Raw genomic sequence first — 26250 nt, 5'->3', positions numbered from 1 at the left:
AACCAGATTTAGAAAATGCCAGATTGCTAACGCGGTCTGGCATTTTTGCTTTTGGGCCGGAAGAAAACACGTCGGGCTCAGCGCTTTATAAACGCAGGCGAAGGTCGTCGGTTCCAGTCCGGCCCTGCAACCAGATTTAGAAAATGCCAGATTGCTAACGCGGTCTGGCATTTTTGCTTTTGGGCCGAAAGAAAACACGTCGGGCTCAGCACTTTATAAAAGTAGGCGAAGCCAGTCGTATGAAGTGTGCTTCCGTAAGTTGGCTGCAAGTTCGATGTGTGTGCGGACTCATTGCAGTTTGGTTGGTCTGACTTCTCCAAGTGACTTGTAGAGGGGGATTGGTTACAAAACCTCCAATCACGCCGTATTAGCACACTCTTATGTGGAATTTTGTATCAATAGCAGAATTACTAATGCTCAGTGGCAGGTTTTGCCTTAAGCTATTTCCATGATCCTGCCTAAGGTGAGCCTTTAAGCCACCGTCTGATTGAAAGATGAACCGCTCGTCCCCATGTGACGTATAGAGATGAATATCTTCCAAGGCTAGCCATTTAGGCATCATCTAAACGTATTGTGAGTAATCGAAGTCGATACAAAGGATCTTCCATGAAGATTAAAGCCAGCTGGTATGCCATTGAGGCGTATTTGTATACCCTGCCGGTTGAAGAGTTAGAGCTGATTTACCATAAACTGATGGCAAAGGTGAAAGCTAAACAACGGCAAAAGATGGCCGCAGTTGCAGCAAAAACACCTTTAACCCCCCAGCAGAATGATTTGCTTAAAGTTGCTTCAACCATGAGTTTGGATATTAGTAGCCTGTTGCAGGAAGCTCAGGCGTACGCAAATAAGCGTCAAGGGGCTTAAAGTACCCTGATGTAATGATTGGAGTCGTTGCATAGCGTAAAGCAGATTCAGAATATCCCTCAATCTGGATAGGCTCTGTTTTGGCTGTTGCTGTTGCGCAGATGGTCCAGTTTTTTAGATTATTTTTTGGGGCTATGCTTTTTAAAGTACAGCCTACTTTAGGTTGATCATTTATTTTAATGAGGCGAGATTTTAGACTGCCTGGTTTATCTAGGGCTGAGAATGCTGCTTGCTTAATGATTTCCTACGCAAAATAACGGATTGTTTTATTATTTTTCAGTTGTTCTAACTGTACTCTAGGGCAGTCGTATGGTTAGTTTGGCGGCTGCTTTAAGCAGCCTCCGCCCATTCCTCTTTATTACTACTGCTAAGGTGTTTGGCCTGAGTAGGGGCGGTGCGCATATTAAGCACGGTCAAGGCGGCGATAAATAGCACAATTCCCAACAGAGCGAAGGCTTCGTTAAACGTCAGGAGGTTGGCTTGCAGCTGCACCTCTTGAGTGATCAGGCTATAGGCCTGATCAGCCGAGCCGCCTTGGGTCATAAGCCAAGTTTGTGCTTGTTGGACATAGTCGAGTAGTGGTTGGCTGCCTGCAATCAGGGTGCTTTTTACTTCCGCTAAATAGTAACGGCCTCGCATTTCCAACAAAGTTGCCAGTAGCGCAATGCCTACCGCCCCGCCAAGGTTGCGCATCACATTGAGCAGTGTTGAGGCAGAGGGAACATCCTCTGGGCGCAGGTTTTGTGTGGCGAGCAGCGACAGTGGCACCATCATAAAAGGTTGCGCTAATGCACGTACCAGCAAGGCAGGGATGAGTAATGCTCCATCATAAAGGGGAGATAGCGAGGTATTCATCCACATACTCAAGGCAATACCGGCAAACCCCAGCGCGACAAGATAGCGAGGGTCAACTTTTTTAACCAAACGGGGAATAAGTGGAAATAAGGGTAATTGCGGTAGGCCAACCCACATTAATACCAAGCCAATTTGCAGGGCGTTGTAATCATGAATTTGGGCTAAATAGAGAGGAACCAGGTAAATCGAACCAAATAGCCCTGCACCCAATGCAAAGTAGGCTAATGAGGCTTTGCAAAATTCAGCATTGGCAAACAGACGCAAGTTGACCAATGGCTGAGGGTGACGTAATTGTCTGCGCACAAACAGAATCAAGCTGATCATGGCGAGGCCACTTAACCAGCGAATAAAGTCAGCCGCAAACCAATCCTCTCGTGCTCCCTCCTCCAACACGATCTCCAGAGCGCCCAAGCCAAGTGCCATAGTGAGCATGCCATAGATATCAATGTTTTGTAGTTGGGTATCGTCCCGTGCTTGTTTGTCCAAACCCTTGGCTAACAGCCACATAACTGCCAAACCCGGCAATAAATTAAGGTAGAAGATGAAGTGCCAACTGAAGGTTTCGGTTAGCCATCCCCCTAAGCTGGGGCCAATTGAAGGCGCGAAGGTAGCAGTGAGGCCAAATAATGCCATACCGACCGGGTGCTGCTCTTTCGGTAATAGAGTGATGATCAAGGTAAAAGCCATGGGGATTAAAGCGCCGCCACTAAAGCCTTGCAGAGCACGAAAAACAATCATCGACTCTAAATTCCAGGCAAAGGAGCAGGCGAGTGAGGCCAGAATAAAGCCGGTAGTATTCCAGAGTAGATAGCGTCGCGGTGATAGCCAGCGGGCAAAGAAGCCGGTTAAGGGAATGGCGATCATTTCTGCGACCAGGTAGGCAGTGGCAATCCAGGAGGACTCGCTTAGCGTTGCCCCAAGAGAGCCTTGAATCTCTTTCAGGGAGGAGTTGGTAATCTGAATGTCCAGGATGGCCATAAAGGCTCCTAGCAGAGCCCCCTGAATAGCTAGCCACTGTCGCGCTATTTTCATGGTTGATTCAGTTTTACGGTAGCGGTGACTGACATTCCTGCACGCAATTGCGCCAGAGCCGGGTGTGGCACCAGGTTGATGCGGATCGGCAGCCGTTGTACCACCTTGGTGAAGTTACCCGTTGCATTTTGTGGTGGCAGCAGCGCAAATTCGGAGCCCGTGGCGCCTGCCAGGCTGCTGATGTAACCCTGCAGTGGCTGGCCTACTAACGCATCGACTCTGACTTCAACCGTTTGCCCCTCCTGCATACGACTGATCTGAGTTTCTTTGAAGTTTGCCTCAACCCAAAGAGGCGTTGTTACCAAACTGAGTAAACGCGTTGTAGGGCTGACATTTTGTCCAAGCTGTACCTGACGACTGCTTACCCAGCCACTGCGAGGCGCGCGGATCTGGCTGTAGCTCAGCTGTAACTGAGCCTGTTGCAGGAGCGCATCGGCTACACTGACTTGAGCTTGCAAGCGTGGCCGCTCGGCTTCTAACACTTGTAATTGGGCTTGTTCGACTGCCAGTTGGGCATTGGCCTCAGCGACATGGGCAAGTGCGCCTCGGTGGCTGAGTTCGGCAGCATCTTGATCATCACGGGAGGCAAACTTTTGTCCGGCCAATTTGGCTAAACGTTGGAGTTGTTGTTCGCTGCGAGCCAGTTCGCTTTGGCTGGCATTGAGTTTGGCTGCGGCAGCATCAATCTGGCGTTGTTGTGCGCGCAAGCGCTGATCAAGGTGGATTAAAGCAGCCCGTTGAGTCTGCAAATGTGCCTGGGCTTGTGCCAGGGCAACCTGGTGGTCTTGATCATCTAGTTGGATCAGCAGGGTACCGGCTTCAACCCACTGGTTGTCTGTCACGGCAAGTTGTTTGACTTGACCGCTAATACGGCTGCTAATGGCGATAATGTCTGCCCGCAGATAGGCATTATCGGTGCTCTGCTGATCTTGTTGTTGATACCACCAATAGCCTGCTGCTAAGCCTAAGGCTGTGATGAACAGCAAAATGCCCCACTTCTTCATAGACCCTCCTACACTGGCGGGCCATGCTACTGCTGTTTCTTTATTTTGATTAGTCTTATGATAAAAGACGTACTGTTCCTATTGGGTAACAAAGTGGCAGCGGTAGTGGGTATAGCTGCTGTCAACACACCTAATAAGCTTGGACAGTGCCCATATCGCATAAGCAATACCGCCTAACATTAGCGCCAAGGTGAAAAGCATGCCTGATTTGAATGACATTCTGGTATTTACCAAGGTGGTGGAGATGCAAAGCTTCACTGCGGCGGCAGAACGCTTAGGACTGACCAAGGCAACAGTGAGTCGTAAGTTAGCGGATTTAGAGGAGCGCTTGGGGGCAAGACTGCTGAATCGTACCACTCGTCAGCTTAGTCTGACGGAGGTAGGGGAGGTGTTCTATGAGCGTTGTTCACGCATCATGGCGGATATTGACGATGCCCAAGCTTTAGTGACCACCCGATCCGAGCAAGTGAAGGGAAAGTTAAAGGTTGTGATGCCCATTGAGTTTGGCCAACTCTTGATGGGGCGATTTCTTGGTCATTTCATCCAAAAGTTTCCAGAGGTGGAGCTGGATGTGGAATTGACTAATCGGCGCCTGGATATGGTGCAGGAAGGGATAGATGTGTCGATCCAGCTTGGCATGGGGCAGGACTCCAACCTGATTGCTAGACGTTTAGGCAGCAGTCGTAAGGTGCTGGTGGCGGCACCGGCATATCTACAGCGCTGTCAGGTGCCAGATCGGCCGGAACAATTAGCCGAGCATGAAATCATCATGATGAAGGTTTTCGGTGAAACCTTGAGCCATTGGCACTTTAGTCGAGGGGGGCAACGGGTCAGCATCCAACCACGGGGGCGTTTGCAGTGTAATAACATCACCTTTGCCAGGGAGGCATTAGTGTCGGGCTTAGGCATTGGGCACCTGCCTCTGTTTATGGCGTTGCCTTACTTAAATGAAGGCCGGTTGGTGCGGGTGCTGGAGGATTGGCAAATGGACAGTGCGGAGCTCTATGCGCTCTACCAAAGTCGCCAATATATGCCGAAGTTGCTGAAAACCTTTCTGGATGAAGTCAGCCTGTTAATGCAACGTGTGGATGAACTGGATACCGGCTGCATGATTGAGCCTGAGCACATGATAGATCGGTTGATGGCGCAGCATCTGCAGGAGGACATTTCGGGGGAGGAACAATCGGCCAAGTTGTACACTCCCTCTTAACCCCAGGGCTAAGAGGGAGGTCGCAGAGCGAGATTAACCGACCAAGTTGGCCAGTTTAAGATCAGGATTGCTCTCTGCTTGGTAATCCACTCCTGCTAAACCAAAGCCAAATAGGCGCAGGAACTCCGCCTGATAGCCCTGGTAGTCGGTCAGACTATCGATGCTATCGGTATCTACCTGCTGCCACAGGGCTTCCACCTTGGCCTGGATGCTGTCATCCAGTTCATATCCATCGACACGGTAGCGGCCTTGCTCATCCAGAGTAGGAGTGCTGCTGTAAATGTTATCGCGGAACAGACGGTTGATCTGTTCGATACAGCCTTCGTGAGTGCCTTCCTCTTTCATAACCTTGTACAGCAAGGAAATGTACAACGGCATGATAGGAATCGCAGAGCTTGCCTGGGTGACCAGGGCCTTCAGTGAGGTGACGCGAGCCTGGCCATTCAGCCCTGCCAGTTGGCTGCTGATGGCGTTGGCAGCACGATCCAGGTCTTCTTTAGCGCGGCCAATGGTGGCTTTGCCATAGATAGGCCAAGTCAGCTGCTTACCGATATAGGTATAGGCAACGGTTTGGCAGCCCTCTGCCAGCACATCCGCTTCCTGCAGTGCTTGTAGCCACAGTTCCCAATCCTCACCGCCCATCACTTTGACGGTGTTAGCGATTTCTTCGTCAGAAGCGGGTTCAACAGAAACCTGGTCAATGGTACGGCTGCTGGTGTTGAGGTTTTTGACGGTGTAAGCCTGGCCAATCGGCTTCAGTACGGAGGAATAAACCTCACCGCTTTTGGGATCTTTACGGCGGGGTGAAGCCAGGGAGTACACCACCAGGTCAATCTTGCCCATTTCCGCTTTGATGACTTGCAGTGCTTGCTGCTTCACTTCATCGGAGAAGGCATCGCCATTGATGTGTTTGTTCCATAGCCCTGCTGCATTAGCCGCCTGCTCAAAGGCGACGGTGTTATACCAGCCTGCGGTACCGGGCTTGTTTGGGCTGCCTTCTTTTTCGAAGAAAATCCCCAAAGTTTTGGCGCCGGCGCCAAAGGTGGCGGTAATACGTGAGGCCAAGCCATAACCGGTGGATGAGCCAATCACCAGGACGTTTTTAGGGCCATTGGCAATGCTGCCCTTGGCTTTGACAAAATCGATTTGCTCCTGCACGTGGGCAGCGCAGCCCTCGGGGTGAGCGGTGGTGCAAATAAAGCCACGGATTTTAGGTTGAATGACCATTCATGCTTCCTTCTTCTAACCTGGGAGGCTGGCGCGCTGATCACCCGTTTTGCCCGCAGCAAAGTCGGGGAGGGGCCAGTCAGTACCAATGGGCGGGGATTGTACCCCAGTGCAGTCTAAACGCCTAACCAGGGCAAAAACGACCATGCCCCCAGAGGCAAGCCTGTGGGGGCATGGGTGGCTAGCAGAGGTTAGGCTGCAGCGTTAGTCGATTCGAAAATCTTGTCGGCGTTGGCTTCGATAAAGCCCTGATAAACCACGCCTTGAGCATCGGCATGACGCTTGGCAAATTCGTAGAAGCAGGTGGGGATCTGCTGCACGCTGCCATCGGCAAACTGGAATTCCTGACGATCCGCCAGGGTGGAGCCTTGTTCCAGCAAGCTGGCGGGGCTGCCTTTGACTTCTCCGCCTACGGTGTTCACCGCATAGCCTGCTTCCTTCACCCGATTTAATACGTCACGGATGCAGTCGGTGCTGCTCAGGTGGTTCACACTCACGGTGAAGTGGTTAACACGCACGCCAATAGCTAGCAACCAGGCACCGTATTCGCTTTCTGCCATTACTTGGCGGTACTCGTCATAGCTGGGCATGTCCCAGTGACGGCCAGACCAGAACACGCTTTGATCCAGCGGTTTGGCTTCAATCTGGGCCATGTATTTGGCCAGAATCTGTTGTACCGGCTCAGACAGTTGCTCGGTCAGCAGCTCAGAAACGAAAATCTTGGGCACATCGGGGTTAGCGTGAATATAGCTGTGGGCCCGCAGTTTTTTGGCTTTGAAATCGTAGCTGTCTTGACGCTCATAACCCATGGCCAGAATCAGCGGTTCCAGGTTGTCCAGCTGCAGGGGAGTGTTAGCGAAGGTGCGGAAGGCAACATGGTCGTTGATGACGGTACTATCGGTGGCTTCAAACAGCTTCTTGATCTGCTCGGCCTGGGGGGTGATCTGGATATAGTCTTGCCACAGTTGCGTGAAAAAAGTATCTACGTGCATATCCGGCTCCATCAAAGCATCAGGTACAGGCGGTTATCCGCCTTGATGGAGTCAGTGTCTAAAATTGATGTGGCTCAAGCAAACAATAATTTTTGGGGTCAAGGGTCAGATAAACTTGTTCTGGCGGCGCGGGGATGTTCCTTTAACCAGCCCCGCATCCAATTGACCAAGGCTTGGGCAGGGCGGGACTGTTCCGCCCCTTCACGCTGCACCAGCCAGTAGCCGGGCATCAGCGCAGGGTTAAGGCGACTGATGGGCTGGTCGCCAAGGGGGGCCACTAATTTGCCATCAGCACAGGCCTGGCGTGCCTCCGCCACTGAGATCAGAGCCACACCGAGGCCGCGAATCGCTGCCTCGACCAGGCCAGCATGGCTATCAAGCGGTAAAACCTGACGCTCCACCAGGGCATCCACGCCGAGGGTGGCGAGCAGTTGTTGCCAGAGTTCGATGGAGAGTTCAGTGCAGAGCAGACGCTGTTGGGCTAAATGGGCGGGTTCACTCAGCGGCTTGCCTTGTTGCAACAGGCTGGGGGCACAGACCAGCAGCTTATCGTCGGTCAGTAGCAGTTGCTTGCGGGTAAAGGTCCATTGCCCAAAGCCCCATTGAATGGCCAGGTCGAGGCGCTGGCGCTCAAAATCCGGGAAGCGTACCGAGGTGCTGACTAGGACATCCCATTCTGGATGAGCAGCCTCAAACTCGGGTAAACGGGGGAGCAGGCAGTGCACTGCAAACCAGGGGGAGGCGCTGATGCGTAACTGCAAACGCTGTTGACGCTGTTGCACATCACTAATGCCCCGTTCCAATAGCGCCAGTCCGCGCTGTACATAGTCGAGCAACTGTTCTCCGGCGGCGGTCAGGCTAATCGCTGCCGGATGACGCTCAAACAGACTGAGCTGCAGTTGCTCTTCCAGGGTTTTGATTTGCAGGCTGACTGCCTGAGGGGTGACGCAGAGCTCATCCGCCGCCTGCTTAAAGCTGCCATGGCGAGCGACCACGGCAAAGATATAGAGACTGCGTAGGGGTAATGTGCGTGCGCTCACGGGTCATTGGCTCCTGCTCGACTAGCAGGCATGATAGTGAGCGTTCAGCTTAACAACAAGTAAGGGGCCATGAGGTTGCAGCGTTACCGTTATCGCTTCTATGTGGGGCTCAGCTATGACGACTTTATGCTGATTTATCGTGGTCAGGCGCGGGCGGTGGTGGTGCAGACGGAGTCAGGTCTTAGCCTGCGTATTCCCGCCGAGCGCTTCCGTCCTTTTGTCAGCCACAGTGGTATTCAGGGTTGGTTTGAATTAGAGGCGGATGAACAGCACCGCTTTGTGGCGATGCGGGCCTTATGACTAACAACCGTCATCCCAGGCTGCTAGTATTAACTAGGTTGGAGCGGGCTCCAGCGCTTTAGTGTCATCGAAAGGGCAGGGCGCCACCAGCGTGCTGGTCACACATCAGTGACGATTTCTCACCTATAAACATAGGCTTGCGGTCTTTCATGAAATTTCGTTTTCCTGTCGTCATCATCGACGAAGACTTTCGCTCCGAGAATATCTCCGGTTCCGGCATTCGTGACCTGGCTGAGGCCATCGGTCAGGAAGGCATGGAAGTGATAGGTTTCACCAGTTACGGTGATTTGACCTCCTTTGCCCAGCAGGCCAGTCGGGCATCCTGTTTTATCCTCTCGATTGACGATGAGGAGTTTGGTGACGGCAGTGCGGATCAGGTGGATGAAGCCCTGCAGCCGGTGCGCAACTTTATTGCGGAAGTGCGGCGGCGCAATACCGATATCCCGATTTTCCTCTACGGCGAAACCCGCACCACCCGTCATATTCCCAATGATGTATTGCGTGAACTCCACGGTTTTATCCATATGTTTGAGGATACGCCGGAGTTTGTCGCCCGCCACATTATCCGTGAAGCCAGCAAGTATCTGTCCTCCCTGGCACCGCCGTTCTTTAATGCGCTGATGGACTATGCCAGCGACTCTTCCTATTCCTGGCACTGCCCTGGCCACTCCGGTGGGGTAGCCTTTTTGAAGAGCCCGGTGGGACGGATGTTCCACCAGTTTTTTGGCGAGAACATGCTGCGTGCCGATGTCTGTAATGCGGTGGATGAGTTAGGCCAGTTGTTGGATCACACCGGCCCAGTAGCGGCCAGTGAGCGCAATGCCGCCCGTATTTTTGGCTGTGATCATCTGTTTTTTGTGACCAACGGCACCTCAACCTCCAACAAGGTGGTGTGGCACTCCACCGTGGCACCTGGCGACATCGTGGTGGTGGATCGCAACTGCCATAAGTCGATCCTGCATTCGATCATTATGACGGGGGCGATCCCGGTGTTCCTGATGCCGACTCGCAACCATTACGGCATTATCGGGCCGATTCCCAAGTCGGAGTTTGATCCTGAGACGATCCGCAAGAAGATTGAGGCCAATCCCTTTGCCAAGAAGGCGGCCAATAAGAAGCCTCGCATTCTGACCATTACCCAGAGTACCTATGACGGGGTGCTCTATAACGTGGAAGAGATCAAGTCGATGCTGGGTGACACCATCGACACCCTGCACTTTGATGAAGCCTGGTTGCCCCATGCGGCCTTCCATCCCTTCTACCATAAGATGCATGCGATTGGCTCTGATCGTCCCCGTTCAGAAGGGCCGCTGGTATTTGCCACCCAGTCTACCCACAAGTTGTTGGCTGGCCTGTCGCAGGCGTCCCAGATTCTGGTGCAGGACTCCAACACCCGTAAGCTGGATACCCATCGCTTTAATGAATCCTACCTGATGCACTCCTCCACCAGCCCGCAGTACGCCATCATCGCCTCCTGTGATGTGGCCGCGGCGATGATGGAGCCTCCTGGCGGCACGGCGTTAGTGGAAGAGTCGATTATGGAAGCCATCGATTTCCGCCGGGCGATGCGCAAAGTGGATGCGGAGTTTGGTGATGACTGGTGGTTCCAAGTCTGGGGACCGGAGCAACTGGTGGAAGAAGGTATTGGTGATCGGGAGGACTGGGTCATCCATGCCGAAGACAAGTGGCATGGTTTTGGCGCAATTGAGTCCGGCTTCAATATGCTTGACCCGATTAAAGCGACCATCATCAACCCTGGCCTGGATATGGATGGTAACTTCGATGCGATGGGGATTCCTGCCGCCATCGTCTCCAAGTACCTGGCGGAGCACGGCATTATCATCGAGAAAACCGGGCTGTATTCCTTCTTCATTATGTTCACCATCGGCATCACCAAAGGCCGTTGGAACTCAATGGTGACGGAGCTGCAGCAGTTTAAGGATGACTATGATCAGAACCAGCCCCTTTGGCGGGTGATGCCGGAGTTTGTTGGCCGTTATCCTCAGTATGAACGGGTTGGCCTGCGTGACCTCTGCGATGCGATTCACAGTGTGTACCGTGAGTATGATGTGGCTAAGGTCACCACTGAGATGTACCTGTCCAACATCAAACCAGCGATGACCCCGGCGGACGCCTGGGCCAAGATGGCTCACCGCCAGGTCGAGCGTGTCTCCATTGATGAGTTGGAAGGGCGGATTACCGCGATGCTGGTGACGCCTTATCCCCCCGGTATCCCGTTGTTGATTCCTGGCGAGTGTTATAACAAAACCATCGTGCGCTACCTGCAGTTTGTGCGTGACTTCAACACCCGCTTCCCCGGTTTTGAAACCGATGTGCATGGCTTGGTGCGGGAGACCATCAATGGCGAGGATGCTTACTTCGTCGATGTGGTAAAAGAGTAATCTCGTCTGCCGATTCAGGGCCCCTCGCGGGCCCTGAGTTTTTTCAGAAAGCTAATTTTGATCAAGTCCCCGCACGGGATAATCCGTTACTTATGGAACCCTGTCTTGCACCTGGCTTTGACGTTATTGCCCAGGTGATAAGTTTGAGGAACCTGTAAAAAGTATGAGGATTGCCCCATGCTGCAAGCCGATCTTTCCCTTGGCCAGATTGCTGCGGAAGTGCCTGGCGCTACTCGGTTATTCCGTCAATACCAACTCGATTTTTGTTGCGCTGGTCAGCAAAGCCTGGCCGAGGCGGCTGCTCGTGCCAAGCTGGAGCTGGCGCCCTTGCTCAATGCGTTGCAGCAGTTGCAGGCAGAGCCTGGTAAGCGCAACTGGAGCGAGGCCAGTGCGGCGGAACTGATCGAACATCTGCTGACACGTTACCACCAGCGTCACCGGGAACAGTTGGATGAGCTAAGCGCCCTGGCCGGTAAGGTCGAGCGGGTGCACTTCGATCATCCGGCCTGCCCAGTGGGGTTGTATGAACATCTGCAGGATATGGAAGAGGAGTTGGAGACACATATGCAAAAGGAAGAGCAAATCCTCTTCCCGATGATCCAACAAGGGATGCTGGCCATGGCGGGAGGGCCGATTGCGGTCATGCGCTTTGAACATGATCACCATGGTGAGGCGTTACGGAGCTTGAAGCGCCTTGCCCATGACTTTCAGCTGCCAGAAGGTGCCTGCCATTCCTGGCGCGCACTTTATCTGGGGGTGGAGGAGCTATACAACGACTTACTGGAACATATCCATCTGGAGAACAACATTCTCTTTATCGGTGCCAATCGCGGCACTTCATAGTGGTTATTCGTTCCCTCAAGGTGCTGCCTGCCATGGCAGACCTTGAGAAGCCGGGTCAGGTTAGCGCACCTGCCACAGGCGAAATAGCCACATGCCAGCCAGCATGGCGGTTGCAAAAATCAAGGCTTCAGCCATGCCAGTGCCCAGCATAACCAGGGCCGGGCCCGGACAAATACCGGCAATGCCCCAGCCTGCGCCAAAAATCACACTGCCAGCTACCAGACGTCGGTCGAGCTTGTTGCCAGTAGGTAGATGGATCGGTGTATCGCAGTAACTGGTGTGGCGCTGCTTTGCATGGCGGAAGCCGAAAAAACTCACACCAATGGCTCCCGCCATCACCAAACCAAGGGAAGGGTCCCAGAGTCCGGCCAGATCAAGAAACCCCAGTACCTTAGCGGGGTCCGTCATGCCGGAAATAATCAGCCCCAGACCAAAAATCAGCCCACTGAGAAAGGCGCTTAACTTATACATTTCAACCTCCGAGCAGGTGACGAAGAATAAATACCGTGGCAAAGCCAGCCCCCATGAAGCTTAGGGTGGCCAGCAACGAGCGTGGCGACAGCCGTGATAAACCGCATACCCCATGGCCGCTGGTACAGCCTGAACCCAAACGTGAGCCAAAACCGACCAATAAGCCGGCCAGAATCAGCCAGGGCCAGGACACCTGCATCTCCACCTCTGGCAAGGTGGCGCCCAGACTGTACAGACTTGGCGCCAGCAGCAGGCCGGCAATAAAGAGTAGGCGATAATCCAGCTCACCCTTCTTGGCCTCCAGCAAACCGCCGAGCAGGCCGCTGATGCCAGCGATACGGCCATTAAGCAGAATAAAAAGCGTTGAGGCTAAACCGATTAGCACCCCGCCAAGCAGTGCGCTCCAGGGGGTAAAGTTGATCCAGTCGATACTCATGGTGTTCACCTAGGTTGTTGCGGTTGTGACACAAAAGTGCTGATGCAGTGTTTGCAGTACTGCCAGGGCAGGCCCCTGACGAATACGGTAATGAATGCAGGTGCCCTGGCGGCGGGTGCTGACCAGCTGCTGTTCACGCAGTACCCGTAATTGTTGTGACAGGTTGGGCTGGGCAATGCCAAGACAGTTTTCCAGCTGCTGCACCTTGCGCTCCCCCTGACTAAGCTCACATAGAATGCGTAGCCGTTCGGGGTTGGCTAACGCTTTTAATAAACGGGCAGCGGCTTCCGGGCCGGCTAGGCTTGAGGATGACAGCATAATGAGCCCCTTAGTTAAAAGCACGATTAAGCAGGTTTTAAATTAGCTGTTATTAATATATTGACTGCTTAAGTAATGGTCAATATATTAGCTGAAACTTAATTAGATTGTTCAGGAGGTCCTATGCCTGCCCAGATCCACCCCTTCTTCGACCCCGCTACCTGGACTTACACCTATGTGGTTTCTGCCGGGCCGGGTAGTCAGGCAGCCATTATTGACTCCGTACTGAACTATGATGCCAAGTCAGGCCGCACCCGCACGGAGAGTGCAGATGAGGTGATCGCCTATGTGCAGCAGCAACAGCTGCAGGTGCAATGGATTCTGGAAACCCACGCCCATGCTGATCATCTGTCTGCCGCCGCCTATCTCCAACAAAAACTCGGGGGGACGATTGCCATTGGTGCGCGCATTACCCAGGTGCAGGGGGTGTTCAAACAGGTGTTTAACCTGGAGCCTGAGTTTCAATTAGATGGCTCGCAGTTTGGTTATCTCTTTGCAGACCATGAAGTGTTTATGATCGGCGAGCTGCAAGCCCGTGCTATCCCGGTGCCGGGGCATACACCGGCGGATATGGCCTACCAGATTGGCAATGGCGTGTTTGTTGGCGATACCCTCTTTATGCCGGATGTCGGCACGGCCCGTTGTGACTTTCCGGGAGGGGATGCGGCCACCCTCTATCGCTCCATCCAAAGCCTATTAAACTTGCCGGAGCAAACGGAACTCTATATGTGCCACGACTACCCGCCAGAGGGGCGTGAGCCGCAGTGGAAAAGCACGGTGGCGGAGCAAAAGCGCTTCAATGTGCATGTGCATGCAGGGGTGGATGAAGCTAGTTTTGTCGCTATGCGCCAAGCTCGGGATGCCACCCTGGAGATGCCGATGCTGATTTTGCCATCTATCCAGATCAATATTCGTGCAGGGCAGTTACCACCGCTGGAAGACGATGGCCATGCCTACCTTAAAATTCCGTTGAATAAGCTGTAACTGATGAAGCCTACCTCCTCTCAGCAGGGCCGCCGTTGGTCCCTCCGTCCGGCCTGGAGCCGGGGTTATAACCTGGAGCTAGCCAGCCAGGATGCCCTGGCGGCCTTGATTGTCACCCTGTTGCTGATTCCGCAATCCTTGGCCTATGCCCTGTTAGCGGGCCTGCCGCTTGAGGTGGGGCTGTATGCCAGTGTGTTGCCGCTGATTGCCTATGCCCTGTTCGGCAGCAGCCGCACCCTGTCGGTGGGGCCGGTGGCGGTATTGTCGCTGATGACGGCGGCAGCGGTGTCGCCCCTGGCCGCCGCGGGCAGTACTGCCTATGTGCTGGGGGCCGTGTTATTGGCACTGCTATCGGGAGCTTTCTTGCTGTTGATGGGTATCCTGCGCTTGGGCTTTTTAGCCAACTTTCTTAGCCACCCGGTGATTTCTGCTTTTATCAGTGCCTCGGCGTTGCTGATTGCCGCCAGCCAACTGCAACACCTGCTGCAATGGCCGCTGGCGGGACACACTTTGCTGGAAATGTTGATGGGGCTGGATTGGGCCAATTTGTCCTGGCATGGGCCGACGTTAGCGGTATCGGCATTGAGTTTGCTGCTGTTACTCGGTGCTCGCCATGGCTTCACCCCACTGCTGTTAACGTTAGGCATGCCCGCTAAGGTAGCGGCATTGCTAAGCAAAACCGGGCCGGTGTGGGCGGTGTTGCTGACCACCGCACTGAGCTGGTGGTTGGACTTAGCCAGCATGGGGGTGGCAGTTGTGGGGACGGTGCCCCAGGGCTTGCCGAGCTGGCAGTGGCCCAGTTGGGACTGGCAGTGGCTGCAGCAGTTATGGATGCCTGCGCTGTTGTTGGCGCTGGTGGGGTTTGTCGAGTCCGTTTCGGTGGCACAAACCCTGGGGGCGCGTCGACGTCAGCGGATCGATCCGAATAAAGAGCTGGTGGGCTTGGGCATGGCCAATCTGGGCTCGGCCTTTACCGGCGGTTTGCCTGTAACGGGAGGTTTTTCCCGCTCGGTGGTGAACTTTGATGCCGGTGCGCAAACCCCCGCGGCCGGCATCTTTGCGGCCGGCGGCATCGCCCTGGTGATGCTGTGGTTTACTCCGGCATTGGCCTATTTACCGAAGGCGACGCTGGCGGCGACCATTTTAGTGGCCATTCTGGCACTGGTGGATGGACAAGCCATCAAGCGCACCTGGCGTTATAGCCGTCAGGATGGGGCAGCAATGCTGGTGACCCTATTGTTGACCCTGGTGGCGGGGGTGGAGATGGGTATTCTCGCCGGCGTGGCGTTGTCGTTATTGCTGTATATCCATCGTACCAGCACTCCTCATAGCGCTTTGGTGGGACGTCTGCCGGGCACCGAGCACTTTCGTAATGTGCAGCGCTATCAGGTCGAGACCGACCCCCGTATTGCAACATTGCGGGTGGATGAAAGCCTCTATTTTGCCAACGCCCGTTTTCTTGAGGATAGGGTCGACGCCCTGCTGAGTGAGCAGCCGGCATTACGTCATCTGATCCTGATGTGCCCGGCGGTGAACTGGATTGATGCCTCCGCACTGGAGAGTTTGGAGGCGATCAATCAACGCCTGCAGGAGGCCGGGGTACAGTTGCACCTCTCTGAGGTCAAGGGGCCGGTGATGGATCAGTTCAAACGCAGTCACTTCTTACAGGTGCTGAGTGGGCAGGTCTATATCAGCCAGTTTGAGGCCTGGCAGCAGCTACGCCAGCAATTGCCAGTCAGCCAGGAAGCCTTTGATCCACAGCTTTAATGTTTATCCGCAGCGAAGAAAAGTTCGCGCCCTCAGGTTGCCTTGACTATTACTGAAGGAGACAACGAGGGAGGGCGCAGGATGAACAGGTGGCGGCTTAAGGCATGGCCCGTATTAGCAGGATTGCTCAGTGGCGTTTTAAGCGGTTGCGCCTGGCAACAGAGTACGGATGAAGTGCTCTATATCGATGATGGGGACGTGGCCTACCTGGATTGGCAGACAGCGTTGGCGCAGGATGCGGAAATCCGCTCTTTTCCGCAGTGGGCGGCATTAAGTAAAAGCGTTTATCTGGACGCGCCGGATGCCAGTTCAGAGGCAAAAAAGGCTGAGCACACCGACAGTCTGGAGCGCTTTTGCAGCGATGAGGATGCCTACGATTACCGCCCCGCCGGTTGGCAGGAAATCACCCATGAGCTGCAAGAATTGCAGCGTCGGCGGCACATTCATCAACAGGATTTAAAGCTAGGAATTCGGCTGTACCTGACCCCGTTAGAAGGCGCGCGGCAGCGTTTGATCCTAGTATTTCGCGGGACAAACTTTGACGAGAAAGAGGATTGGCGTGCCAATCTGCGTTGGGTGGCCCGTTTCTTCTCCTTCCAGTTAGATCAATACGATGAAGTGCGCATTCTGGTACCGAAGATAGTGGCAGAGGCGCGCCAGCGTTACCCTCAGATTGATGATGCTGTGGCGCTAGGGCACTCGCTGGGGGGCGGTTTAGCCCATTTGGCAGGCTATGCTTCCCACTATGTCACCCAGGTTTACGCGTTTGACTCCTCGCCGGTCACCGGCTTTTACGACATTGACGGTGGCGAGCGGCGTTATAACGCCCAAGGCATGAAGATTTATCGTATCTATGAGCACGGCGAGGTGTTGGTGTACCTGCGTTTGTTAATGAAGGGCCTTTATCCTATATCCCAAGACCACCCCGACATCGTGCAGGTGCGCTTCAATTTTGCCGGCAGAAGTGGCAATGGCCAGTCGGCCAATGTGATTAAACAGCACAGCATGTTTGATTTAACCTGCGCGTTGCAGCAGGCTGTCAGTCAGCACAGCGTCCAGTAAGTGGCAGCATTGACAGCGCTTATCCAGACTGCCAAGGTGCGCTCATGGAGGCTCGGCAACCAGTTGACCTTCAGTTGACTTAACGAGGTAACCATTATGACCACCCTGCGTATTGATCTGGTTTCCGATGTGGTTTGTCCTTGGTGTTATCTGGGGGCACGGCGCCTGATGCAGGCATTGGAGCATACTCGGGTCAACTATGAGCTGCATTGGCAGCCCTTTCAGCTCAATCCTGACATGGACGATGCTGGGCAGGATTTGCAAGAACATCTGAGCGCAAAGTATGGCAGCACTGTGCGCCAGAGCGCGGAGATTCGTGGTCGTTTAACCGGGCTGGGGGAGGCGGTGGGCGCGGCCTTTAACTTTTATCCGCAGATGCGTATTTACAATACCCGTCAGGCCCATGAGTTGCTGGCCTGGGCGGCGGAGCAGGGCGGCCAGACAGAGTTGGCAATGGCACTCTTTGCCGCCTATTTCGAGCAGGAAAAAGCCCTCAATGAACCCCAGGTGCTACTGGATGCCGCGGCTCAGGCAGGGCTGGATGTGACAGAGGCGGCACAGGTACTGGCCAGTGGCCGCTATCAGGCTAAGGTGGAAGAGCAAAGCCAGTTTTGGCCACAGCAAGGGATCAATGGTGTGCCTGCCTTTATCTTCCAGAATAAGTATCTGGTGAGCGGGGCGCAGGAAGTGGATTCTCTAATTCAGGTATTGGAGCAGTTACGCGAGGAAATTGCCTAACCGATCCTCACCCTTTCATCGTCACATTAGAGTGTTTTCAGTAACGCAAAGCGCTCACAGACCACCGGCATGGATGGGCTGGGTGAGCGCCCGATCAGTGCGCATTCCCGGCTGAAAAAGCTCCAGTGGGCCTCGCGCCAATAGGCGAGGCTGCCATCTCCTTCCCCCTCTGCGGCGGCAAAGTCAGCACTGACCTCTGCAAAGGGACAGACTTCGACCGCTAGTGTTTGCAATAGCAGCGCCGGTTGGTTGAGGGCATCGACTACCAGCACTATATCGCCCTGCTGGGGCAAGGGTGAGGCCTCGGCCTGATGTGTCCACAACAGACTGGCTCCTGCCCGTTTACCGCCACGACGGATCAGGTCTAATAACTCTGCGCACATGGCAGGGCTGTCACCAAAACCATCGATGCGGTTGGGGCGTGGAGTTAGCGCAGGATATTGAGTTAATAAGTCGGTCAGGTCGGGTAAAGGCGGCAGTGACATGGCGATTCCGCAGTGTTTAGGCGGCCAGCAGTGGCCAGCCACCTATGGAATAAAGATTACAGCCCCAACTTGCTAATGACATAGTCGGTGTCTTTGTCACCGCGACCTGAGACATTAATCAGAATGCTTTGCTCCGGACTGAGCTGAGGTGCAGTGCGCATCGCCCAGGCCACTGCATGGGAGCTTTCCAGTGCCGGGATAATGCCTTCCACCTGGGAGAGGGTCATAAAGGCAGTCAGACACTCTTCATCCGTGGCGGTTTCGTACTGCACCCGACCCAGTTCCTTCAGGTAGCTGTGTTGGGGGCCCACGCCTGGGTAGTCGAGGCCGGAGGCGATGGAGTGCACCGCCATCGGTTGGCCGGTATCATCTGCCAGTACGTAGCATTTCATGCCGTGAATTTCTCCTGGTTTGCCCAAGGTCAGGGTGGCAGAGTGCTTGTCGGTATCCAACCCCATCCCAGCCGGCTCTACGCCGACGATCTTGACGCTTTGATCGGCCAAAAAGGCAGTAAAGAGGCCAATGGCATTGGAGCCACCGCCGACGCAGGCGGTGATGTAATCCGGTAGCTTGCCGGTTTTGGCCTGGAACTGTTCACGGGCTTCCTGGCCAATAATGCTTTGGAAGTCTCGTACCATTTTGGGGAAGGGGTGGGGGCCGACCACAGAACCGATGGCATAGAGGTAGTTCACCGGGTCTTTCAGGTACTCGACAAAGGCGCTATCGACGGCATCTTTAAGGGTGGCGGTGCCCTGGGTAACAGGAACCAGTTTGCAGCCCAGAATCTTCATCTTGGAAACATTGGGGTGCTCTTTTTCGATATCGACCTGGCCCATGTGAATTTCACAGGGAATGCCGACCAGCGCACAGGCGGTCGCCAGGGCAACACCGTGTTGGCCGGCGCCGGTTTCGGCAATCACCTTGGTTTTGCCCATGTATTTAGCCAGCAGCGCCTCGCCTAAGCAGTGGTTAATCTTGTGGGCGCCGGTGTGATTGAGATCTTCCCGCTTCAGATAAATTTGAGCGCCGCCCAGTTTGGCGCTTAAGCGCTTGGCATGGTAAAGCGGGCTGGGGCGACCGACGTAATCGTTAAACAGGGTGGCTAACTCCTGCTGGAATGCGGGCTGTTGGCGAATCTCCTCATAGGCCAGATCAATCTCATCCATGATGGCCTTCAGCTCCGGCGGAATCAGTTGGCCCCCAAACTCTCCAAAGTAACCCTTGGCATCGGGCATGGGGGCAAAATCGAATTTACTCATAGCTTCCGCTCTCCTGCAGATCGGTTAATCCATCCATCAGAGTAGTGCGCTCTGCGGCGGCTGCAATACGACCAAGGTGTTTGCTTGATCTGCATCCTGGTGAGTTGAATTGAGCCAAGATGATGTCGCAATTAGCCAGCCTTGCCAGTGATGCTGGCAGCAGCCAGGGCAGAGCGTGACTGGGTTGCGGTGGGGGGAAGGCGGGCAAAAGTTCGCTGAGATTTTATTTCTGGTCGTTTTTCCCGGTAAAAAGATGTCGTTTTTACGCCTTGCTGGGGCGTTTGCGAACATCTTGCTCGGTAGGGGGCTAGCTATGATGCAGTCATCAAGCCCTTCGTGGCTTCTGGTTCCGGGTGAGGAAAAACCATGTTTAATAAGAATGACCGCCTGCAAGACTTTGATCCCCTGTTACATGCTGCCATGCACGATGAAGAAGTGCGCCAGGAGCAGCATCTGGAGCTGATTGCCTCTGAGAACTACACCAGCCCAAGGGTGATGCAGGCGCAGGGTTCCGTCCTCACCAACAAGTATGCCGAAGGCTATCCCGCCAAGCGTTATTACGGCGGTTGCGAGTTCGTCGATGAAGTCGAGCGTCTGGCCATTGTGCGTGCTTGCGAACTGTTCGGTGCAGACTATGCCAACGTCCAGCCTCACTCCGGTTCCCAGGCCAATGCCGCCGTGTATATGGCGCTGCTGCAGCCCGGCGACACCGTGCTGGGGATGAGCCTGGCCCACGGTGGCCACCTGACCCACGGTGCCAAGGTGAGTTTCTCCGGCAAGATTTACAACGCGGTGCAATACGGCCTGAACAGCGAAACCGGCGAAATCGACTACGAAGAAGTGGCCCGTCTGGCGCAAGAGCATCGTCCCAAGATGATTCTGGCCGGTTTCTCCGCTTACTCCCGTATTGTCGATTGGCAGCGCTTCCGTGACATCGCTGACAGCGTCGGTGCCTATCTGTTTGTCGACATGGCCCACGTGGCCGGTTTGGTGGCGGCCGGGCTGTACCCCAACCCTGTACCGATTGCCGATGTGGTCACTACTACTACCCACAAGACCCTGCGCGGCCCGCGCGGTGGCCTGATTCTGGCGCGCCGTAACGAAGAGCTGGAGAAGAAGCTCAATTCTGCTGTCTTCCCCGGTGGTCAGGGCGGCCCGTTGATGCACGTGATTGCCGCCAAGGCCGTGGCCTTTAAGGAGGCAATGGAGCCTGAGTTCAAAACCTACCAGCAGCGTGTGGTGGATAACGCCCAGGCGATGGCCAGCGTCTTTATTGAGCGCGGCTATGAGGTGGTGTCCGGTGGTACCGATAACCACCTGTTCCTGCTCAGCCTGATCAAGCAGGGTATTACCGGTAAGGATGCCGATGCCGCCCTGGGCCGTGCCCATATCACCGTCAACAAGAATGCGGTGCCGAATGATCCCCAGAGCCCCTTTGTGACCTCGGGTCTGCGTATCGGTACCCCTGCGATTACTACCCGTGGCCTGGGGGTGGCGGAATGCCAGACGTTGGCCGGTTGGATTTGTGACATCCTCGCTGATCTGGGCAATGCCGAGGTTGAGGCGCGGGTGCGTCGTCAAGTGGCCAGTCTCTGTGCGGACTTCCCCGTTTATCGTTGATTTGTGTTGGCCCAACTGGTGAGGGTTGGGCCTCCCTCAGTTTGCAGGAGTGCCGAAATCATGCAGCGTTATTCCGGCTTTGGGCTGGTCAAACATGCCCTCAATTATCACGAAAACTGGCAGCGGGTCTGGCGCAATCCGACCCCGAAAAAAGAATACGACGTCATTATCGTCGGTGGGGGTGGCCACGGTCTGGCCACTGCCTACTACCTGGCCAAAGAGCACGGCATCACCAATGTGGCGGTGGTGGAGAAAGGTTATCTCGGTGGCGGTAATACCGCGCGTAACACCACCATCGTGCGTTCCAACTACCTGTGGGATGAGGCCGCGCATCTGTACGAGCATGCGCTGAAACTGTGGGAAGGGCTGTCGCAGGAGCTGAACTACAACCTGATGTTCTCCCAGCGTGGGGTACTGAACCTCGGCCATACCCTGCAGGATATGCGCGATATCGAGCGTCGTGTCAGTGCCAACCGCTTAAATGGCATCGACTCTGAAGTCTTGACCACCGCGGATGTACAAAAGCTGGTACCGCTGCTGGATTGCTCCAAGCGTGCCCGTTACCCGGTGATGGGGGGCTCCTGGCAGCCCCGTGGCGGTGTTGCCCGTCACGATGCGGTGGCCTGGGGCTTTGCCCGTGCTGCCGATGCGTTGGGGGTGGATCTGATTCAACAGACCGAAGTCATTGGCATCCGCAAGGAAAAGGGTGCGGTAATCGGGGTGGAAACCACCCGTGGCTTTATCGCCAGTAAAACCGTGGGCTGTGTGGTAGCGGGTAACTCCGGGGTGTTGGCGAAAATGGCTGGCCTGCGCTTGCCGGTCGAGTCTCATCCTCTGCAGGCGCTGGTGTCTGAGCCGATCAAACCGGTACTGGATACGGTGGTGATGTCCAACCACGTGCACGGTTATATCAGCCAGTCCGATAAGGGCGACCTGGTTATCGGTGCCGGTATTGATGGTTATAACGGCTATGGCCAGCGTGGCTCCTATCCCACCATTGAACACACCCTGGCGGCGATTGTGGAAATGTTCCCCACCTTTAGCCGGGTGCGGATGAACCGTCAGTGGGGCGGTATCGTCGATACCTGTCCGGATGCCTGTCCGATTATTTCGGCAACACCGGTTAAGGGCCTGTTCTTTAACTGTGGTTGGGGCACCGGTGGCTTTAAAGCGACTCCAGGGTCCGGTCATGTCTTTGCCGCCACCCTGGCCCAGGGCTATGCCCATCCGCTGGCTAAACCCTTCAGCATTGACCGCTTCTATAGCGGTGCTTTGATCGACGAACACGGCGCTGCCGGCGTAGCACACTGAGGCAGGAGGAATCACCATGTTGCATATTTACTGCCCCCATTGTGGCGAACACCGCGAGCAGGAAGAGTTTCACCCCGCTGGCGAGGCGCATATCAAGCGTCCGTTAGACCCCAGCGCCTGCACCGATGAAGAGTGGGGAGACTATCTGTTCTTCCGTAAAAATCCCCGTGGCCTGCACCATGAGTTGTGGGTTCATGCGGTGGGTTGCCGTAAGTTCTTTAACGTCACCCGTCATACGGTCACCTATGAAATTCTGGAAACCTACAAAGTGGGTGAACAGCCGAAGTTTACAGACGCAGTAACAGGAGCCGCATCATGAGCCAGCAGCGTCTCTCCAGCGGTGGTCGCATCGACCGTAGCCGTCCGCTCAGCTTTACCTTTAATGGCAAACAGTATCAGGGCTATGCCGGGGATACCCTGGCCTCAGCGCTGCTGGCCAACGGTGTGGATGTGCTGGGGCGTAGCTTTAAGTACAGCCGTCCGCGTGGCATCGTGGCGGCCGGGGCGGAAGAGCCCAATGCCATCCTGCAACTGGGTGCCACCGAGGTCACTCAGGTGCCCAACGTCCGGGCGACTCAGCAAGAGCTGTTTAATGGTCTGGCTTGTGCCAGCACCAATGGCTGGCCTAATGTCGACTTCGACCTGATGGGGGTAGTGGGCAAAATCGGCGGCAGCTTTATGCCCCCTGGCTTCTACTACAAAACCTTTATGTATCCGGAGTCGCTCTGGCCGACTTACGAGAAGTACATCCGTAAGGCCGCTGGCCTTGGCCGTGCCCCCCGTGAAAAAGACCCCGATACCTATGACCGCATGCATCATCATTGTGATGTGATGGTCGTGGGTGCCGGCCCTGCCGGTCTGGCGGCGGCGTTAAGTGCTGCCCGTACCGGTGCGCGGGTCATCATTGCCGATGAACAGAGCGAGTTTGGCGGCTGCCTGCTGCATACCCGTGAGTTGATCGATGGCAAGCCCGCGGTTGAGTGGGTGGCTGCGGCGGTGAAAGAACTGGCTGGCTATCCTGAGGTGCTGATGCTGCCCCGTTCCACCGTGAACGGTTATCACGATCACAACTTCCTCACCATTCACGAGCGCCGTACCGATCATCTGGGTGAGCGTGCGCCTGCCAATATGAGCCGCCAGCGTCTGCACAAGGTGCGGGCGGAGCAGGTGGTATTGGCGACCGGTGCCCATGAGCGCCCCCTGGTGTTTGCCAATAACGATCTGCCTGGGGTGATGGTGGCTGATGCGGTATCAATCTACATCAACCGTTACGGTGTGCGCCCTGGTAAGCGTTTGGTGCTGATGACCAGCAACGACTATGCCTACCAAACCGCTATTGACTGGCTGGATGCCGGTGGTGAAGTGGTGGCAGTGGTGGATAGCCGCCGTGATCCTAAAGGGGAGCGGGTCGCCCAGGCCAAAGCCAAGGGTATTAAAGTGATTGCCGGCTCCGGCGTGATTGAAGCCCAGGGTAAGCAGCGTGTCACCGGTGTGCTGGTGGCCACGCTGGATGCCAAGGGTGAAAAGGCCCTTGGCAGTTCCCAGACGCTAAGTTGCGATACCGTTGCCAGCTCCGGTGGCTGGAGCCCGGTGGTGCACCTGTCTTGCCATACCGGTAGCCGTCCTGAATGGCGTGACGACATTATTGGTTTTGTGCCGGGTAAAACCGTGCAGAAGCAGCTGTGCGCAGGCGCAGTACAGGGCACCTATGCGCTGGCTAATGTGCTGGCGGAAGGTTTCCAGGCGGGCAGTGCGGCTGTGGAACAGGCGGGTTTCAGCAGCAAGCCTGCTACCGTACCCCAGGTTAAAGTGTGGCAGGAGGAGGCGCCGATGGCGTTGTTCCTGGTGCCGCACCTCAAGCCTACCTCCCGTGCTCCCAAGCAGTTTGTTGATTTGCAAAATGATGTCACCGCTGCCGGTATTGAGTTGGCGACCCGTGAAGGCTTCGAGTCGATCGAGCACGTCAAGCGCTATACCGCCATGGGCTTTGGTACGGATCAGGGCAAGCTGGGCAATATCAACGGCATGGCGATTGCTGCTCACTCCATGGGCAAAACCATTCCCGAGGTGGGCACCACGGTGTTCCGTCCCAACTATACCCCGATCACTTTCGGAGCCATTGTTGGCCGTGATTGCGGTGAGTTCTTCGATCCTAAGCGTTACTCACCCATGCATGCCTGGCATATCAAGGCCGGTGCTGAGTTTGAGGACGTGGGACTGTGGAAACGTCCCTGGTATTTCCCCAAAAATGGCGAAGACATGCACCAGGCGGTGCAGCGTGAGTCCAAGGCGGTACGTGATTCAGTCGGCATTCTGGATGCTTCGACCCTGGGTAAAATTGACATCCAGGGCCCCGATGCACGTGAGTTCCTCAACCGGGTGTACACCAATGCCTGGATGAAGCTGGAAGTCGGTAAGTGCCGTTACGGCATCATGTGCAAAGAAGATGGCATGGTGTTCGATGACGGGGTGACCTCCTGTCTCGGAGAAAATCATTTCCTGATGACCACCACCACCGGCGGCGCCGCTCGGGTGCTGGAGTGGCTGGAACTGTGGCACCAGACCGAGTGGCCTGAGCTGGAGGTGTACTTCACTTCAGTAACGGATCATTGGTCTACCCTGACGATCTCCGGCCCCAATAGCCGTAAGTTGCTGGCTGAGCTGACCGACGATATCGATCTGGATAAAGACGCCTTCAAGTTTATGGACTGGCGTGCAGGCACGGTGGCGGGGGTACCGGCACGGGTGTTCCGCATCAGCTTCACCGGTGAGCTGAGCTATGAGATTAACGTGCAGGCGAACTACGGCCTTCACGTATGGGAAAAGCTGTTTGAACACGGCGCCAAGTACAATCTGACCCCTTACGGCACTGAAACCATGCACGTGCTGCGGGCGGAGAAAGGCTTCATTATCGTGGGCCAGGACACCGATGGTTCGGTTACTCCGGAAGACTTGGCGATGGGCTGGGTGATTGCGAAAAACAAACCCTTTAGCTACATCGGTGAGCGCGGTATGCAACGGCAAGACTGCAAACGCACGGATCGTAAGCAGCTGGTAGGTTTAAAACCGAAAGACCCGCGCCGGGTGTTGCCGGAAGGGGCGCAGATTGTGCTGGACCCCAACCACCCGATCCCGATGCCGATGGTGGGCCACGTCACCTCCAGTTATTTCAGTCCCAATCTTGGCCATAGCTTTGCCATGGCATTGATTAAGGGCGGCCAACAGCGCATGGGGGAGACGGTGTATTTGCCCTTGGCGACGGGGGAAGTCCTCAGTGCCGAAATCTGCAGCTATATCTTCTTCGACCCTAAAGGAGAGCGCCAACATGTCTAAGGTAGCCGTATTTCAACAGGTAGCGGGTGCGTCGGTGCGTGCCGAGTCCCCCTTGCATCACCTGAACCTGGAGCAGATGGCGCGCCAGAATGGTCAGGGCGGCGTGGTGCTGAAGGAGAAAAAACTGCTGGGGCACCTGGTATTACGTGGCTCTCTGGCTAATGAACTCTTTGCCAAAGGGGTAGAGCGGGTGTTGGGGTTGGCGTTGCCAGCCACCCCCCTGCAGTATCAGCGCCAGGGCGATGTACAGGTGCACTGGCTAGCGCCAGATGAGTGGCTGATTATTGTTCCAGGCGGACGTGAATATGAACTGGAGCTGGCCCTGCGCGAAGCGATGGGGGGGCATTACTCCATCGTCAACACCAGTGGCGGGCAAACGGTGCTGGAGCTGTCCGGCCCGGACGCACGCAAGGTGTTGCAGAAGTCCACTTGCTATGACGTACACCCCCGCAATTTGCCGGTGGGTAAAACGGTCACTACGACACTGGCGAAAACCCAGATGCAGTTGACCCGTACGGCTGAGGATGTGTACGAGCTGGTGATTCGCCGCAGCTTTGCCGACTATGCCTTCCTGTGGTTGCAGGATGCCAGTGCCGAATACGGACTGACGATCAAGGCTTAAAAGATTAGGTTGTTTTCGCCCGATGGCAGAGTGGACTCCTGGCTCTGCCATCCTCCCCTGACAGGAGCACTCCTT

24 protein-coding genes are annotated in these 26250 nt (G+C 55.3%); 14 read left to right on the top strand and 10 right to left on the bottom strand.

Translation table 11 applies throughout. From position 1 onward, the window contains the following. Nucleotides 1-606 precede the first annotated feature (606 nt). Nucleotides 607-864 carry a hypothetical protein gene (locus tag Q334_RS0115090; protein WP_027313941.1) on the top strand — a complete coding sequence of 86 codons (258 nt, stop codon included), beginning with the start codon at nucleotides 607-609 and terminating at the stop codon, nucleotides 862-864. 330 nt (nucleotides 865-1194) lie between these two features. On the opposite strand, the gene Q334_RS0115085 is transcribed toward Q334_RS0115090, so the two are convergent. Together Q334_RS0115085 and Q334_RS0115080 are read right to left on the bottom strand one after the other, a co-directional pair. Continuing rightward, entirely contained in the window at nucleotides 1195-2751 is a 1557-nt protein-coding gene (locus Q334_RS0115085) for a DHA2 family efflux MFS transporter permease subunit (RefSeq protein WP_027313940.1), read from the bottom strand. Beyond that, nucleotides 2748-3755, bottom strand: a complete 1008-nt coding sequence (locus tag Q334_RS0115080; protein ID WP_051527853.1) for an HlyD family secretion protein — start codon at nucleotides 3753-3755, stop codon at nucleotides 2748-2750. Before Q334_RS0115080 ends, Q334_RS0115085 begins: the two co-directional genes overlap by 4 nt. A gap of 199 nt (nucleotides 3756-3954) precedes the next feature. Here Q334_RS0115080 and Q334_RS19405 point away from each other — a divergent pair, with 199 nt between their 5' ends. After that, complete coding sequence (locus tag Q334_RS19405) at nucleotides 3955-4965, top strand: LysR family transcriptional regulator (RefSeq protein WP_051527852.1); 1011 nt, start codon at nucleotides 3955-3957, stop codon at nucleotides 4963-4965. A 33-nt stretch (nucleotides 4966-4998) separates the two neighbouring features. On the opposite strand, the gene fabV is transcribed toward Q334_RS19405, so the two are convergent. The 3 genes from fabV to Q334_RS20155 all read right to left on the bottom strand — a co-directional run bounded on the left by fabV (nucleotide 4999) and on the right by Q334_RS20155 (nucleotide 8224). Further along, entirely contained in the window at nucleotides 4999-6192 is a 1194-nt protein-coding gene (fabV, locus tag Q334_RS0115070) for an enoyl-ACP reductase FabV (protein WP_027313938.1), read from the bottom strand. 191 nt (nucleotides 6193-6383) lie between these two features. After that, nucleotides 6384-7184: a DUF1338 domain-containing protein gene (locus tag Q334_RS0115065; protein ID WP_051527851.1), complete on the bottom strand. Its 801-nt coding sequence runs from the start codon at nucleotides 7182-7184 to the stop codon at nucleotides 6384-6386. A 98-nt stretch (nucleotides 7185-7282) separates the two neighbouring features. Then, complete coding sequence (locus Q334_RS20155) at nucleotides 7283-8224, bottom strand: LysR substrate-binding domain-containing protein (protein ID WP_051527850.1); 942 nt, start codon at nucleotides 8222-8224, stop codon at nucleotides 7283-7285. Nucleotides 8225-8293: 69 nt separating this feature from the next. On the opposite strand from Q334_RS20155, the gene Q334_RS0115055 reads away from it, so the two are divergent. The 3 genes from Q334_RS0115055 to ytfE all read left to right on the top strand — a co-directional run bounded on the left by Q334_RS0115055 (nucleotide 8294) and on the right by ytfE (nucleotide 11769). Then, complete coding sequence (locus tag Q334_RS0115055; protein WP_027313936.1) at nucleotides 8294-8524, top strand: DUF2835 family protein; 231 nt, start codon at nucleotides 8294-8296, stop codon at nucleotides 8522-8524. Nucleotides 8525-8673: 149 nt separating this feature from the next. Continuing rightward, nucleotides 8674-10926: an arginine/lysine/ornithine decarboxylase gene (locus tag Q334_RS0115050; protein WP_027313935.1), complete on the top strand. Its 2253-nt coding sequence runs from the start codon at nucleotides 8674-8676 to the stop codon at nucleotides 10924-10926. Between the two features lie 177 nt (nucleotides 10927-11103). Then, nucleotides 11104-11769 (top strand): iron-sulfur cluster repair protein YtfE, encoded by a 666-nt coding sequence (gene ytfE / locus Q334_RS0115045; RefSeq protein ID WP_027313934.1) that lies wholly within the window; start codon nucleotides 11104-11106, stop codon nucleotides 11767-11769. 60 nt (nucleotides 11770-11829) lie between these two features. On the opposite strand, the gene Q334_RS0115040 is transcribed toward ytfE, so the two are convergent. Genes Q334_RS0115040 through Q334_RS0115030 form a run of 3 tightly spaced genes read right to left on the bottom strand, consistent with a single transcriptional unit; the run spans nucleotide 11830 to nucleotide 12994 of the window. Then, a complete protein-coding gene (locus tag Q334_RS0115040) occupies nucleotides 11830-12240 on the bottom strand; it encodes a DUF6691 family protein (protein ID WP_027313933.1) in 411 nt (136 codons plus the stop codon). A gap of 1 nt (nucleotide 12241) precedes the next feature. Continuing rightward, nucleotides 12242-12676: a YeeE/YedE family protein gene (locus Q334_RS0115035; protein WP_027313932.1), complete on the bottom strand. Its 435-nt coding sequence runs from the start codon at nucleotides 12674-12676 to the stop codon at nucleotides 12242-12244. Nucleotides 12677-12685: 9 nt separating this feature from the next. Then, nucleotides 12686-12994 carry an ArsR/SmtB family transcription factor gene (locus Q334_RS0115030; RefSeq protein WP_027313931.1) on the bottom strand — a complete coding sequence of 103 codons (309 nt, stop codon included), beginning with the start codon at nucleotides 12992-12994 and terminating at the stop codon, nucleotides 12686-12688. 123 nt (nucleotides 12995-13117) lie between these two features. Here Q334_RS0115030 and Q334_RS0115025 point away from each other — a divergent pair, with 123 nt between their 5' ends. From Q334_RS0115025 to Q334_RS0115010, 4 genes are all read left to right on the top strand, one after another. Then, complete coding sequence (locus tag Q334_RS0115025; RefSeq protein ID WP_027313930.1) at nucleotides 13118-13978, top strand: MBL fold metallo-hydrolase; 861 nt, start codon at nucleotides 13118-13120, stop codon at nucleotides 13976-13978. Nucleotides 13979-13981: 3 nt separating this feature from the next. After that, entirely contained in the window at nucleotides 13982-15745 is a 1764-nt protein-coding gene (locus Q334_RS0115020) for a SulP family inorganic anion transporter (RefSeq protein WP_051527849.1), read from the top strand. Nucleotides 15746-15826: 81 nt separating this feature from the next. Further along, nucleotides 15827-16807: an alpha/beta hydrolase family protein gene (locus Q334_RS20150; RefSeq protein WP_051527848.1), complete on the top strand. Its 981-nt coding sequence runs from the start codon at nucleotides 15827-15829 to the stop codon at nucleotides 16805-16807. 96 nt (nucleotides 16808-16903) lie between these two features. Then, nucleotides 16904-17545, top strand: coding sequence for a DsbA family oxidoreductase (locus tag Q334_RS0115010; RefSeq protein ID WP_035461674.1), 642 nt, complete (start codon nucleotides 16904-16906; stop codon nucleotides 17543-17545). A 26-nt stretch (nucleotides 17546-17571) separates the two neighbouring features. On the opposite strand, the gene Q334_RS0115005 is transcribed toward Q334_RS0115010, so the two are convergent. Both Q334_RS0115005 and trpB read right to left on the bottom strand, forming a co-directional pair. Then, nucleotides 17572-18030, bottom strand: a complete 459-nt coding sequence (locus tag Q334_RS0115005; protein WP_035461672.1) for an ASCH domain-containing protein — start codon at nucleotides 18028-18030, stop codon at nucleotides 17572-17574. Nucleotides 18031-18086: 56 nt separating this feature from the next. Next, the gene (gene trpB / locus Q334_RS0115000) at nucleotides 18087-19289 is read right to left on the bottom strand and encodes a tryptophan synthase subunit beta (RefSeq protein ID WP_027313926.1); all 1203 of its coding nucleotides are present in this window, start codon (nucleotides 19287-19289) and stop codon (nucleotides 18087-18089) included. Nucleotides 19290-19655: 366 nt separating this feature from the next. Here trpB and glyA point away from each other — a divergent pair, with 366 nt between their 5' ends. Genes glyA through Q334_RS0114975 form a run of 5 tightly spaced genes read left to right on the top strand, consistent with a single transcriptional unit; the run spans nucleotide 19656 to nucleotide 26175 of the window. Beyond that, entirely contained in the window at nucleotides 19656-20909 is a 1254-nt protein-coding gene (gene glyA / locus Q334_RS0114995) for a serine hydroxymethyltransferase (protein ID WP_027313925.1), read from the top strand. 60 nt (nucleotides 20910-20969) lie between these two features. Next, the gene (locus Q334_RS0114990) at nucleotides 20970-22220 is read left to right on the top strand and encodes a sarcosine oxidase subunit beta family protein (RefSeq protein ID WP_027313924.1); all 1251 of its coding nucleotides are present in this window, start codon (nucleotides 20970-20972) and stop codon (nucleotides 22218-22220) included. Between the two features lie 16 nt (nucleotides 22221-22236). After that, nucleotides 22237-22539, top strand: a complete 303-nt coding sequence (locus Q334_RS0114985) for a sarcosine oxidase subunit delta (RefSeq protein WP_027313923.1) — start codon at nucleotides 22237-22239, stop codon at nucleotides 22537-22539. Then, entirely contained in the window at nucleotides 22536-25553 is a 3018-nt protein-coding gene (locus Q334_RS0114980; RefSeq protein WP_027313922.1) for a sarcosine oxidase subunit alpha, read from the top strand. Before Q334_RS0114985 ends, Q334_RS0114980 begins: the two co-directional genes overlap by 4 nt. Further along, nucleotides 25546-26175 carry a sarcosine oxidase subunit gamma gene (locus Q334_RS0114975; RefSeq protein WP_027313921.1) on the top strand — a complete coding sequence of 210 codons (630 nt, stop codon included), beginning with the start codon at nucleotides 25546-25548 and terminating at the stop codon, nucleotides 26173-26175. The genes Q334_RS0114980 and Q334_RS0114975 overlap by 8 nt, the downstream gene beginning before the upstream one ends. Nucleotides 26176-26250 lie beyond the last annotated feature (75 nt).

The sequence above is a fragment of the Balneatrix alpica DSM 16621 genome (genome assembly GCF_000619885.1).
GTDB classification, from domain to species: Bacteria; Pseudomonadota; Gammaproteobacteria; order Pseudomonadales; family Balneatricaceae; genus Balneatrix; species Balneatrix alpica.
Note: the sequence above shows the minus strand (reverse complement) of the source record. Positions and strands in the feature narration are given on the sequence as shown.